The 12,629-nt window shown below is 46.2% G+C and carries 13 protein-coding genes; 10 read left to right on the plus strand and 3 right to left on the minus strand.

Features of this window, described 5'->3' with window-relative positions:
- From AC4E7D_RS05540 to AC4E7D_RS05565, 6 genes are all read left to right on the plus strand, one after another.
- On the plus strand, positions 1-484 hold a 484-nt coding region (locus tag AC4E7D_RS05540), incomplete at its 5' end, for an adenylate kinase family protein (protein ID WP_490172818.1).
- A gap of 35 nt (positions 485-519) precedes the next feature.
- Positions 520-1,521, plus strand: a complete 1,002-nt coding sequence (gene obgE, locus AC4E7D_RS05545; RefSeq protein ID WP_490172819.1) for a GTPase ObgE — start codon at positions 520-522, stop codon at positions 1,519-1,521.
- A 57-nt stretch (positions 1,522-1,578) separates the two neighbouring features.
- The gene (locus AC4E7D_RS05550) at positions 1,579-2,097 is read left to right on the plus strand and encodes a DUF4136 domain-containing protein (RefSeq protein WP_490172820.1); all 519 of its coding nucleotides are present in this window, start codon (positions 1,579-1,581) and stop codon (positions 2,095-2,097) included.
- Positions 2,098-2,363: 266 nt separating this feature from the next.
- Positions 2,364-4,607, plus strand: coding sequence for a S9 family peptidase (locus AC4E7D_RS05555; RefSeq protein WP_490172830.1), 2,244 nt, complete (start codon positions 2,364-2,366; stop codon positions 4,605-4,607).
- Positions 4,608-4,992: 385 nt separating this feature from the next.
- Positions 4,993-6,072, plus strand: a complete 1,080-nt coding sequence (locus tag AC4E7D_RS05560; protein WP_490172821.1) for a sensor histidine kinase — start codon at positions 4,993-4,995, stop codon at positions 6,070-6,072.
- A complete protein-coding gene (locus AC4E7D_RS05565; protein ID WP_490172822.1) occupies positions 6,069-6,800 on the plus strand; it encodes a LytR/AlgR family response regulator transcription factor in 732 nt (243 codons plus the stop codon). Before AC4E7D_RS05560 ends, AC4E7D_RS05565 begins: the two co-directional genes overlap by 4 nt.
- Here the strand turns inward: AC4E7D_RS05565 and AC4E7D_RS05570 are convergent.
- Together AC4E7D_RS05570 and AC4E7D_RS05575 are read right to left on the minus strand one after the other, a co-directional pair.
- Positions 6,797-7,582 carry an SDR family oxidoreductase gene (locus AC4E7D_RS05570; RefSeq protein WP_490172823.1) on the minus strand — a complete coding sequence of 262 codons (786 nt, stop codon included), beginning with the start codon at positions 7,580-7,582 and terminating at the stop codon, positions 6,797-6,799. The genes AC4E7D_RS05565 and AC4E7D_RS05570 overlap by 4 nt on opposite strands.
- A gap of 3 nt (positions 7,583-7,585) precedes the next feature.
- Complete coding sequence (locus AC4E7D_RS05575) at positions 7,586-7,903, minus strand: cupin domain-containing protein (RefSeq protein ID WP_490172824.1); 318 nt, start codon at positions 7,901-7,903, stop codon at positions 7,586-7,588.
- Positions 7,904-8,048: 145 nt separating this feature from the next.
- Here AC4E7D_RS05575 and AC4E7D_RS05580 point away from each other — a divergent pair, with 145 nt between their 5' ends.
- A complete protein-coding gene (locus AC4E7D_RS05580) occupies positions 8,049-9,404 on the plus strand; it encodes a UDP-N-acetylmuramate--L-alanine ligase (protein ID WP_490172825.1) in 1,356 nt (451 codons plus the stop codon).
- A gap of 22 nt (positions 9,405-9,426) precedes the next feature.
- Here the strand turns inward: AC4E7D_RS05580 and AC4E7D_RS05585 are convergent, their stop codons facing one another.
- A complete protein-coding gene (locus AC4E7D_RS05585) occupies positions 9,427-9,870 on the minus strand; it encodes a DUF1569 domain-containing protein (protein WP_490172826.1) in 444 nt (147 codons plus the stop codon).
- Between the two features lie 61 nt (positions 9,871-9,931).
- Between AC4E7D_RS05585 and radC the strand changes: the two genes are divergently transcribed.
- From radC to AC4E7D_RS05600, 3 genes are all read left to right on the plus strand, one after another.
- Positions 9,932-10,633: a RadC family protein gene (radC, locus tag AC4E7D_RS05590; protein WP_490172827.1), complete on the plus strand. Its 702-nt coding sequence runs from the start codon at positions 9,932-9,934 to the stop codon at positions 10,631-10,633.
- A 39-nt stretch (positions 10,634-10,672) separates the two neighbouring features.
- On the plus strand, positions 10,673-11,968 hold the full coding sequence (locus tag AC4E7D_RS05595) for a polysaccharide deacetylase family protein (RefSeq protein ID WP_490172828.1): 1,296 nt from the start codon (positions 10,673-10,675) through the stop codon (positions 11,966-11,968).
- On the plus strand, positions 11,961-12,629 hold a 669-nt coding region (locus tag AC4E7D_RS05600), incomplete at its 3' end, for a YjjG family noncanonical pyrimidine nucleotidase (RefSeq protein WP_490172829.1). The genes AC4E7D_RS05595 and AC4E7D_RS05600, both read left to right, overlap by 8 nt.

Below are 12,629 nucleotides of genomic sequence, written 5' to 3' on the forward strand. Positions count from 1 at the left end.
GGAGGTTTTCCGGAGAAATATAAAGCAGGGGACCGAACTGGGTACCCTGGCTAAATCCTACATCGATAAGGGAGATTTGGTCCCCGATGAGGTCACCATCAACATGCTGAGGGATGAGGTGGAAAGCAATCCGGATGCGAGCGGGTTCATCTTTGACGGTTTCCCCCGCACCACGGCACAGGCTGAAGCCCTGGATAACCTGCTGGAATCCAAAGGCATGCAGATCGATGCCACCATTGCCCTTGAAGCGGAAGACGAAATATTGCTCCAACGCCTGCTTGAAAGAGGGAAGACCAGTGGCAGGAGTGATGATCAGGATGCGGACAAAATCCGAAACCGCTTTGTAGAATACAATGAGAAGACTGCTCCTCTAAAACAGTTCTACGCTTCACAGGAGAAATTTCACAGTGTTGATGGGGTAGGGGAAATAAAAGAGATTACCGAGCGTTTGGCCAAGGTTATCGATTCCCTGACTGCCTCATAATTTCATATAGACGAATAGAACATTAGACCCGAGATATGACCGAGGGCAATTTTGTGGATTATGTGAAGATTGATGTGGCTTCGGGAAACGGAGGACAGGGATCTGCACATCTTCGACGTGAAAAATTTGTACCCAAGGGAGGGCCTGATGGCGGTGACGGAGGTCGTGGGGGGCACGTGATTGTCCGCGGTAATAAGAACTTATGGACCCTTTTCAGCTTTAAATTCAAGCGGCATTTTAAAGCAGGTCATGGGGCCCACGGGAGTAAAAGCCGGAGTACTGGGGCTGCCGGTGAAGATGTATATATAGAAGTGCCACTGGGTACCCTGGTAAGAGATACGGAAACCAATAAAGTACTGTTTGAAATTACGGAGGAGGGCGAAGAAAAAATCGTAGCTGAAGGTGGGCAGGGCGGCCTGGGGAACTGGCATTTTAAATCTGCTACGAACCAAACGCCCCGATACGCCCAACCCGGCACAAAAGGTGAGGATAAAAGGATCACCCTTGAACTTAAGGTCCTGGCGGATGTGGGACTGGTGGGATTTCCGAATGCCGGAAAGTCTACCCTGCTCGCTGCAATGACAGCTGCCAAACCCAAAATAGCGGATTACGAATTCACCACCCTGAAGCCTAACCTTGGGATTGTAAAGTACCGGGATTTCCGAAGCTTCGTAATGGCAGATATCCCCGGGATAATTGAGGGAGCTGCCGAAGGCAGGGGACTGGGGCACTATTTTCTGAGGCATATTGAGCGCAATGCCGTACTTTTATTCCTTATCCCGGCAGATAGTCCGGACATCTCCAGGGAGTATGAGATCCTGTTAAATGAACTCAGGAAATACAACCCGGAGTTGCTGGATAAACAGCGATTGGTGGCCATTTCCAAGTCCGATTTGCTGGACGAGGAACTAATGGAGGAAATGGACCGGGAATTAAATCGCGATCTCAAGGACACCAGCTATATCTTTATCTCCTCGGTAACCACCCTGGGCCTACAGCAGCTAAAAGATCAACTTTGGTTGCTGTTGAACGAATAGGCCTTCACACACTTCAATAAGCGGGTCATTTTTATTAATTTTAGGAGACCACTGCTTATGAAAAAAGTTGTATTTCTTGCTGTAATCTTTCTTTTTACATCTTGCGCCAGCATCAGGGTGAATTATGACTATACCCCGGGCACTGATTTTTCGGGCTACACCACTTATGATTATTATCCTGATATGGATACCGGGCTCAGTGAATTGGACACGAAAAGATTGCTAAGGGCGGTAGACTCCGTATTGCAATCCAGGGGCCTGAAGCTTGGTGAACAACCTGACTTTTTTGTAAACATCCAGAGTGTAAGTTATCGCAGCAATCCCAATAGTACGGTAGGTGTTGGGATGGGGGGTACCGGCAGGAGGGTTGGAGGAGGCATTTCTGTTGGTTTTCCTATTGGTGGCGGTGGAATGGCCAGGGAAATTATCTTCGATTTTGTAGATGCCCAGCGGGATGCATTGTTCTGGCAGGCAGTTAGCACAAGTAATTTTAGTGAAAACGCTTCACCGAATACACGGGAACGTGTCCTGCGGGACATTACCATCAAGGTATTCTCAAAATATCCTCCTTTATAATAAGCCATGTGATCTCGGTCTGCTGAGCTTCCAGACCGCTTACTTAGGGTTTATTACCGCTTATCATATCTTTCTGGTTTAACTGTTTCTTACTTCCGTATTTCGTGTTGGGAATACATTGCAGCTAAGCTGTAATGTCTTTTTTTCTCAAAGACATTTAAAAGTAATACAATTGATAATCACAAAAATCTGTAATCATGCAACTACACATTCAAATTGCAAAAAAATTGCTGGGATTAGTGGTACTCCTTATGGGTATTCAGGTAATGGCTCAGGATATAACCGGAAGCTGGAAAGGCAACCTGATGGTGCAAGGTATGGAATTGCCTCTGGTTTTTAATATTGAGGAAGCTGAGGGCACCTATACTTCTACAATGGATAGTCCTTCCCAGGGAGCTACCGATATTCCCATGGATGACACTACCCTTAACGGGAGTGAACTAACCATCCTTTTCAAACAGGCAGGTATCAAGTACGTGGCCGTCTTGGACGGAGACCAGCTTACGGGAACATTTTATCAGGCCGGAATGGAGCTTCCCCTAACGATGGATCGTACAGTGAAAACCATCCCGGGAAACCCGGAACTGGTTACAACCGATGAGGAGCTGGACCAACTGGCGTCACTGGATACAGGGGATTTCAAATATTCTGTTGAGGATTACTTTGCCAGGCCCAAGGCCTCTACCTTCCGTTTTTCCCCTGACGGCACCTACATGTCTTACCGGGAAAAGGACGAGAACCTGAAAAGGCATGTCTATGTGCGAAACATTGCCACGGGGGAAGTAAAAAGAGCCATTGAAGAGAAAGAGGAACTCATTCGCGGGTATGCCTGGATCAACAATGAGCGTTTGGTGTATTTGATGGATCAGGGAGGAGATGAAAACTATCACGTATATGCGGTGAACCTCGATGGTAGTAACCAAAAAGACCTGACCCCCTTTGAAGGCGTTCAGGCACAGTTTTCTGACCTGCTGAAGGAAGACAAGGACCATATCATCGTTCAGATGAATAAAAACAACCCACAGACGTTTGAACCTTTCAAGATCAATGTAGTTAGCGGGGAGATTACACAGCTGTATACCAATGACGACCCATCAAGTCCTATCGTAGGATACAATTTTGACAAGGATGGGAATTTAAAGTCCTTTACCAGATTGAGAGACGGCGTGGAAACAGATCTCTACTATGCCAGGGAAGATGGAAAGTTTGAGTTGATCAAACAATTGAACTGGAAAGATGCCTTCGGGATCCTGCAGTTCAACTACGCCACCGATTATCCCCATGACGCCTATATGGTGTCTAACCTGGAGAGCGATAAGGCCGAGATCATCCTCTACGACCTGAAAGAGGGAAAAATTCTGGAGAAAGTGTACTCAAATGATCAGTACGACGTAGCCAATATGGCCACTTCACGGAAACGCAATTGGGAAGTGGATTATTTCGAGTACGAAGGTGAAAAACAGGTGATAGTGCCAGTAAGCTCCTTCTATAAAAAGCTTCACAATAACATCTCAGAAAAGTTTAAAGACAAGCAATACGGAATAGCGGATTACACGGATGATGAGAAGCAATACCTGATCTATATTACAAGCGACAAGCTCTATGGTACCTACTATTCCTACGACGTGGAAAGAGGGGAATTCAAAGAGTTGTACAACCTCATGCCACAGCTCAAAGAAGAAGATATGGCCGAAATGCGCCCCATTACCTTTACCAGCAGGGACGGCCTTACTATTCACGGTTATATTACACTGCCCAAAGCTGCACTTCAGGGTGAAAAAGTTCCTGTTATCGTCAATCCGCACGGTGGACCGCAGGGAATACGGGATTCCTGGGGCTTCAATCCGGAAACACAGTTATTCGCGAGCCGGGGCTATGCCACGCTACAGGTAAACTTCCGGATTTCCGGGGGCTATGGAAAGGAATTCCTCAGGTCAGGCTTCAAACAAATAGGAAGGAAGGCCATGGACGACGTGGAAGATGGTCTGAAATACGTAATTGAACAAGGTTGGGTGAATCCGCAAAAGGTAGCGATCTATGGCGGTAGCCATGGTGGTTACGCGGTATTGAGGGGCCTCACCAAAACACCAGACCTCTATTCTTGTGGTGTGGATTACGTTGGGGTATCTAACCTGTTCACCTTTATGAGGACCATCCCCCCCTATTGGAAACCCTATATGAAGATTATCAAAGAGATCTGGTACGATGAGGATATCCCTGAGGAAAAGGCCATCATGGAGGAAGTTTCCCCGGTATACCAGATCGATAAAATTGAAAAACCCCTCTTCGTGGTTCAGGGGGCAAATGACCCCAGGGTGAACATCGATGAATCTGACCAAATTGTTAGTGCACTCCGCAAAAAAGGATTTGATGTTCCCTATATGGTTAAGTACGATGAAGGACATGGGTTTGGTAAAGAAGAAAATTCCATCCACCTCTACAAGACGATGATGGGCTTCTATGCCAAACATTTGGGAGATAAGGCAATTAAAAAGCCAATACTAGATTAATTGAACGACTATTTTAAAGCAACAAAGGGGAGGTCAGCGGGCCTCCCTTTTTTTTGATATCTCAGGAAGGTTTACCGCCCAACTATTGGAATTTACCGCTCCTCATAAATCTGTTTCAAATCGTTAATGACCGGGGTACTTTAGCTGTAGATAACTAAAAACCCATAGCCATGCTCACCTTAGCAAAGATTGTAGCCACATTAATTTTAATTATTATCGCCTAAATTTTAATTATGAAAAACAGGGAGGTTGTAAGTCCGTTGTTGTCAAAAGCCATTCTACTGACCCTCTTAGTAACCGTGTGTATGTTTACAATAGGGTACTTTGTGGGGAAAGGGTTTTATCACTTCTTTGGGTGACCTTCATATGAACAAGTCACGTATCTTTGAACAAGAACCTGATCCGCATGCATCTTAGCGATAAAAAAAGGAACCGAATTTTTTGGTTGCTCCAGTTTCTGGGCTGGGGTGCTATTAATATGCTCGGTGTCCTTTTGTTGAAGGACCTGAGTACCCGATTCTTCGTCTATAACATCCTGGTCGGAATTTTTATCGGGATATTTACAACTTCAATTCTGAGATACTACCTGAAGCGCCATGTGTTTTTTGACAATTTTGGAATAAAGGAAATTGTCAGAATTTTTGTCTCAACCCTTATCACCGGTTTTGGATATGGCTTGTTAAGCCTGGCTTTTGGATTCTTGTATAAATCCATTGGAGATCTGGAAACTGACATGGACCTCCGGGTTTTTGAAATTTACAATAGTTTCTGGCTTTTAGTTATCAATTCTATACTGACCATTTTTGCCTGGGTAGTTTGTTACCTGGTTGTTAAATTGCTTCTCAAGCTAAATGCAGACCGGATAGAAAGGCTGGAACTCAATGCCACCCTCAAGCAGGCACAATTGAATACACTGAAAGGACAGATCAATCCCCACTTTATGTTCAACAGCCTGAACAATATTCGTGGCCTCATGCTGGAAGATGTCCAAAAATCAAGGGACATGCTCACGAAATTGTCGGATATGCTGCGCTATTCCCTGACTAAGAACAATGTGAATGCCATTGCGCTGGAGCATGAACTGGAAATGGTGGATAACTATATCGACCTTTCCAAGATACAGTTCGAAGACCGCTTGAGCTTTGAAAAGGAAATCGCCCCGGAAAGCCTGAAAATGGAGATTCCACCAATGATTGTACAACTACTGGTTGAAAATGCCGCGAAACACGGGATTGGCAAGCTGAAGAAAGGGGGCGTCATTAAATTGGCAACATGCGTTGAGGGTAATGAACTGGACATACAGGTTGTGAATTCGGGAGAACTCAACATACAGGAAGGTTCCACACAACTGGGGCTTAAGAACATAAGGCAGCGGCTTAAATTGCTTTATGGAGACCGTGCCAGGTTCTCCCTAAACCAGTCAAATGGGGAAGTTACGGCCCACATTAAAATCCCAATATCGTGAGTACAATAAGAGCTGTAATTGTAGAGGATTCCCGCCTGGCCAGGAACGAACTCAAGGAGTTGATCAAAAAACACCAACAGATCGAACTGGTGGGAGAGGCAGAAAATGTGGACCAGGGCTACGAACTGATCAGCAACACCCACCCAGACCTCCTGTTCCTCGATATCAATATGCCCGAAAAAGATGGATTTGAGTTACTGGAAATGCTGGATGAGGTCCCGATGACCATCTTCACTACCGCCTTTGACGAATTCGCCATTAAATCCTTTGAATACAACGCCCTGGATTACCTGTTGAAACCCATCAACCAAAAGCGGTTTGATATGGCTATTGAAAAGGTGGCAACCCGTCAGGAAGGGGCTGGGGACGAAACACTAGCCCGAGGTGCCCAGCTAAGGGAGAACAGCCAGATCTTCATTAAAGATGGAGAAAAGTGCTGGTTGGTAAAGATCGGGGACATTGCTTTGTTCGAAGTGGTAGGCAACTACACTCGCGTCTATTTTCAGGAACAAAAGCCACTGCTGTATAAATCACTGAACCAGATAGAGGAAAAGCTGCCCCCGCAGCATTTTTTTCGCGCCAATCGGCAACAGATCATCAACATCAACTTCATACAGGAAGTCATGCCCTGGTTTAATGGGAAGCTAAAGCTGCAAATGAATAATGGTCAGGAGGTTGAAATCTCCAGGCGCCAATCCTATATCTTTAAAGACAAACTGAGCTTCTAGACAGATTTCAGCAAACCACCATCCAGCGGGATACTGCAACCTGTCAGGTAAGCGGCCTGATCAGAGGCAAGAAAAGCCACCAGTGCGCCAAACTCCTCTGGTTTTCCTATTCGCTTCATGGGTACCTGAGCTTCCATGTTTGCCCGGACCTCTTCCGGGGGAATCCCGAGTTGTTCTGCTTTTTTGGCATTGAGTTCTGCAATCCTTTCGGTATCAAAATATCCGGTTAGGATATTATTTACCGTTACCTGATAGGCGGCCACTTCCCGGGAGAGTGTTTTGGCCCAGGTGACGATCGAAGCCCTGATAGTGTTGGAAAGCACAAGATAGGAAAGGGGTTCCCTAACAGACACAGAGGCCACATTGATGATGCGTCCCCATTGCTTTGAAAGCATGTGTTCCAGGGCCAGATGGGTAGTATGGACGACACATTTAAAAAGGGTGTCAAAGGCTTCCTGATAATCGTCTACGGTCAGTTCCATACTCCCAGCGGCTTTGGGTCCCTGGGTGTTATTGACCAGGATGTCAACGCTGTGATCTGCAAAATAAGTTTCAATCCTTTCTCTATAGTCCTTGAATCGGGTAAAGTCAACAACCAGGTAACCGTGTTGCTGACCACTTGTTGTTGCCAATGCAGCAACCTCCCGTTTGAGACGGGTCTCATTACTGGCCATGAGTGTTACTGATGCCCCGCTTTCTGCCAGCTGCCTGGCAACGGCTCTCCCAATACCCCGGCTACTGCCGCCCACCAGGGCATTCTTTCCATCTAACGAAATATGCATATCCTATTTGTATTCTTCACGTACCGGACTAAATACATCCATGAGTTTACAGGGGCTAAGGGCCTTTCCCTGGTGCGGGGTGTTTGGGGGAATGACTACAATTTCACCAGGTCCATACTCCTTGCTAACGTCACCAACTCTAAACTGAAAACGCCCCTCGAGCACCTGCATTACCTGTTCATTGCTGTGGGCATGTTCGGGAACTTCCGCACCTTCTTCCACCTCCCAGAAGGCAAGGCTCATATTTTGGGTGTGAATTAATTTTCCGTGGTACCCCGGGATGATTTCACGGGGATTGATGTCTGCCAGTGTATAGTCCATGTTGTGTGCGATTTCTACTTCCAGGGGGATAGTAAGAGAGTTTCTTTTCCCCAGGTTTATGCTGCGAAGATAAAAAGATTCATCCCGCTTAGAAAGGTTTGTAAGCCCCTTTTGTCTTCCTATCTTTGCCCGGTAATACAGGGATATGCGTGTACATTTTATCGCCATAGGGGGCAGCGCCATGCACAACCTGGCACTTGCCCTTCACGACAAAGGTTATGAGGTAACAGGGAGTGACGATGTGATTTACGAGCCCTCGCGCAGCAGGCTCGGGGCTGCAGGTTTACTACCAGATGAAATGGGCTGGTTTCCGGAACGTATTACCTCTGATTTGGACGCGGTCATCCTCGGGATGCATGCCAAACCAGATAATCCGGAACTCGGTAAAGCAAAGGCACTGAACCTGAAGCTCTACAGTTACCCGGAATTTCTTTTTGAACAATCCAAACACAAAACCCGGGTAGTCATCGGCGGGAGCCATGGCAAAACCACTATTACGGCCATGGTATTGCATGTTATGCACTATTTTGACCGGCCCGTAGATTACATGGTAGGGGCACAACTGGAGGGTTTTGACCGAATGGTACGGCTTACTGAGGAAAGTGATTTTATTGTTTTGGAAGGAGACGAGTACCTTTCCTCCCCAATAGATCACCGCCCTAAATTTCACCTGTACCAGCCTAATATTGCTTTGATCAGTGGGATTGCATGGGATCACATCAATGTCTTTCCCACCTTTGAAAATTACCGGGAACAGTTCAGGATCTTTATCGAGAGTATTGTAAATGGGGGAAGTCTTACCTACAATCAAGAGGATGATGAAGTGAAACAATTGGTGGAGGCCACTGAGAGCCCGATCAGGAAGTTTCCCTACAGTACACCTGCCTACACTGTTGAGGAAGGGAGAACCTACCTGGAAACCCCGGACGGACCCATGCCTATTGAAATATTCGGAAGACACAACCTGAGCAATCTAGCCGGCGCCAAATGGATTTGTCAGCAAATGGGGGTGGATGAGGAAGATTTTTATGAAGCCATTTCTTCCTTTAAAGGGGCTGCCAAGCGATTGGAGGTCCTGGCCGAAGGGCGAAACGGTGTTGCTTTCAAAGACTTTGCACATGCTCCAAGTAAGGTGAAGGCGACCACCCATGCGGTAAGGGAACAATACCCGGGACACCAACTCATCGCCTGTCTGGAACTACACACCTACAGCAGCCTTAATACCAAATTTCTACAGGAGTACCGCGGTGCACTTAATCTGGCAGATATTGCCGTGGTATTTTATTCGCCAGATGCCCTGGCCATTAAAAGGTTGGAACCAATTAGTCCGAAGGAAATTGCCCAGGCCTTTGACCGGGAAGATCTTCAGGTATTTACTGACAGGGAAAAATTACAGGCCTTTCTGCTTTCTCAGCAACTGGGAGATGGTTTGCTACTACTGATGAGTTCGGGAAATTACGGCGGCCTCGACCTGGATAAAATTAAGGCCGAATATCTCTAATACAGGAGTTCGAAAAGGTAGCCTATACCCCGAATTGCCTTAGGTGGTGATCCAGGTGTTTGTACTCCAGTTTACCCCATTGCTCAGGGGTAAACTCACCAAAAATGGGGTGGGGGTTCCATTCCGTTCGGTCTTTTAGCGCGTGAAGTTCTCCCACCATTTTCTTTAATTTACTCAGCTCTTTTGAAAAATCTTTTTCTTCCCTGGCCTTGGCCACAGGTACCGTTGGCAGGTTCTTCCTCCAGGGTTTATCACTGTACAAAGATTTTTTAAACAACAAGCGGATTAACGGATTATATTTTTTAGAACTGAGCTTGTTGTCAATGGCGAGGCGCACTGGGAACTGGCAGTGCCAGAGCATCTGTGCAACCGTCATTTTGCCCCATTGGCGTTCAGCATCAGGGGTGAGCTGGTCCAAACGATCAAGGACTTCCTGATAGGTTTTTTCATCGAAAATTGATTTCATAAGCCAAGGTTGATGGACAGGGAAGGTACAAAAAAAGCATACTTAAATCCCTGAAAATGATATGGGGAAACGTGTTGCTTCATTACCTATTAGTGAATGGGCATTGGATGACAAGCCCAGGGAAAAGCTCATGCAGAAAGGGAGTGCACTGCTCTCTAACGCCGAGCTGCTTGCTATCCTCATCGGATCGGGGAGTCGTAAGCAATCCGCACTGGCCCTGGCCAAGATCATCCTGGATAGCACAGGGCAACGATTTACTATACTGGGGAAGTCTGGTTTAGAACAATTACTTCAATTTGAAGGAATAGGAAGGGCAAAAGCAGCTACCATAATGGCTGCTATGGAAATTGCCAGAAGGTGTAAGGGGGAAGACCTGCAGGCACAAACCAAAATCAAGGACAGTGAAACGGCCTATCGCGTACTCGCCCCTAAACTGTCTGATCTTCCCCATGAGGAATTCTGGATCTTGTATTTGAACAATGCCAATGGGGTAATACAGATCTCACAACTCAGCAAAGGGGGACTTACAGGAACGTTGGTGGATATTCGTCTGGTTTTACGCAAGGCTTTGGAATTAGGGGCCGTAGCCCTTATTTTGGGGCACAATCACCCCTCTGGAAATTTGCAGCCCAGTAATGCAGACAAGGAACTTACCAGGAAACTGCAGGAAGCGGTTAAAGTCTTCGACATACGAATTTTGGATCATCTGATCATTACTCAAAACCACTACTTTAGTTTTGCCGATCAAAACGTATTACTTTAGCAGGAAATTATCAGACTGTTATGGGCAGCTGACAGGTATATGTTATTGATCTACACACATAAGATAACTCCACGGTTCCGGTATACCATGAAACATATTTTCACAAGGATACTTGGGATCGATGTGGTTTACACCTCTAAAGTGGAAGACTTTATCAAACACAGTGGACCAAAAATTACCTATACCAGGCAACCCCTGCAAAACGAATTTTTTGTCAGGAGCAATGAGCTGCTATTTCAGAAGGGGATAAATGATATCTCTGTTCTGGTCGATTCCTGGGAAGGTACCCCCTGTTTTTTCAGGACGGGGGAACGCAGCAACCTTCCTTTTGATGTGTTCGCCGCCAGCTTTTTCCTTATTAGCCGTTATGAAGAATATCTCCCTCATGTGAAGGATCAGCACGGCAGGTTCCCTCCTGAGGAAAGCCTGGCCCACCGGCATAATTTCCTGAAAATACCCCTGGTAGATATATGGGCTCACAAGCTGCTGGAAAAGCTAAAGGAAAAGTTCCCGGACATGGAAACAGGGAAAAGGGTCTACCGTTATACATCACTTATAGATGTGACCACCTCACATGAGTTTGCCCACAGGGGTTTTATGCGAAGTCTCGCTGGGATCCTGTTGGATCTGAGCAGGTTCAGGCTGGGAAGGATTGCACAACGCCTGGCTGTGTTATTGCGTATTAAAAAAGACCCGTATAACAATTTCAGTAACCTGATCGATTTGCATAAAGAAACCGGGGTAAACAGCATATTCTTCTTCCAGTTTGCGGAATACTCCACCTATGACAAGAACGTTTCCACCGAGAATAACAGGTTCAAATACCTCATTAAATGGGTTGCAGATTATAGCCAGGTATCCCTCGCAGCCTCGTACAGTTCTTTCCGGGACAATGAGCTGTTGAAAAATGAGAAGGCCAGACTCTCCAATGTGATCAACCGGCCCGTAAATTTTTCCCGCATGCGGTACAACCGTGTTGATGTTCCACAGACGTACCAGGATTTGGTAGAGGCAGAGTTCACTGATGATTTCACCATGGGGTATACCCATGAAATCGGTTTCAGGGCGGGTACCTGTACCCCTTTTTATTTATATGATATAACTATGGAAGAGCAGCAGCCTATACGGGTACACCCCTTTGCGTTGCATGATTATTCGCTTACTCAGTTTAAGTCTTCAGAGGTGATGTTGCGGGAGGTAGCTGCTATTTACGAGGAAGTGAAAAAGGTTAATGGAGAGTTTATAACTGTTTTTTCCAATGAATTGCTAGGGGGCCGCCATCGGGTAAATTGGCTGGACCTCTATTCCGATCTTATCAAAAAATATCATGTATAGGGACCTGGTAACCGACATATTCTTTGATCTGGATCATACCCTATGGGATTTTGAGAAAAATTCGGCCCTCACCTTTGCCAAGATTTTTGCAGACCACGGTGTTGAAGCTGACCTGGATAAGTTCCTGCAAATTTATGCCCCTATAAATCTGGCCTACTGGAAACTTTACCGGGAAGAAAAGATCAGCAAACCAGAGCTTCGTTACCAGCGCCTGCGCAACACCTTTGATCAATTGGCCCTCAAGGTATCAGATGAAATGATAAACAAGCTCTCGGTAGATTACATCAATTACCTGTGCACTTTCAATCACCTGGTGAGCAATGCCCTCCCTATTCTGGATTACCTGAGGCCCAATTACCGTTTGCATATCATCACGAACGGTTTTCAGGAAGTACAATCCAAAAAACTGGAGAATGCCTCAATTTCAGAATACTTTGAGCACGTAATCGATTCGGAAACGGCCGGGGTTAAGAAACCCAACCCTCATATCTTCCAGTATTCCCTGCAACGTGCAGAAGTTGCGCCCGGAAAAGCCCTCATGATCGGGGATAGTTTGGAAGCCGACGTCCTGGGCGCAAAGGCTGTTGGACTGCATACCCTTCATTTTAACGCGCATAATGATCCCTGGCATCCACATGCGGAGATCATCCACGACCTGATT

The sequence above is a fragment of the Lentiprolixibacter sp. genome, assembly GCF_982873095.1.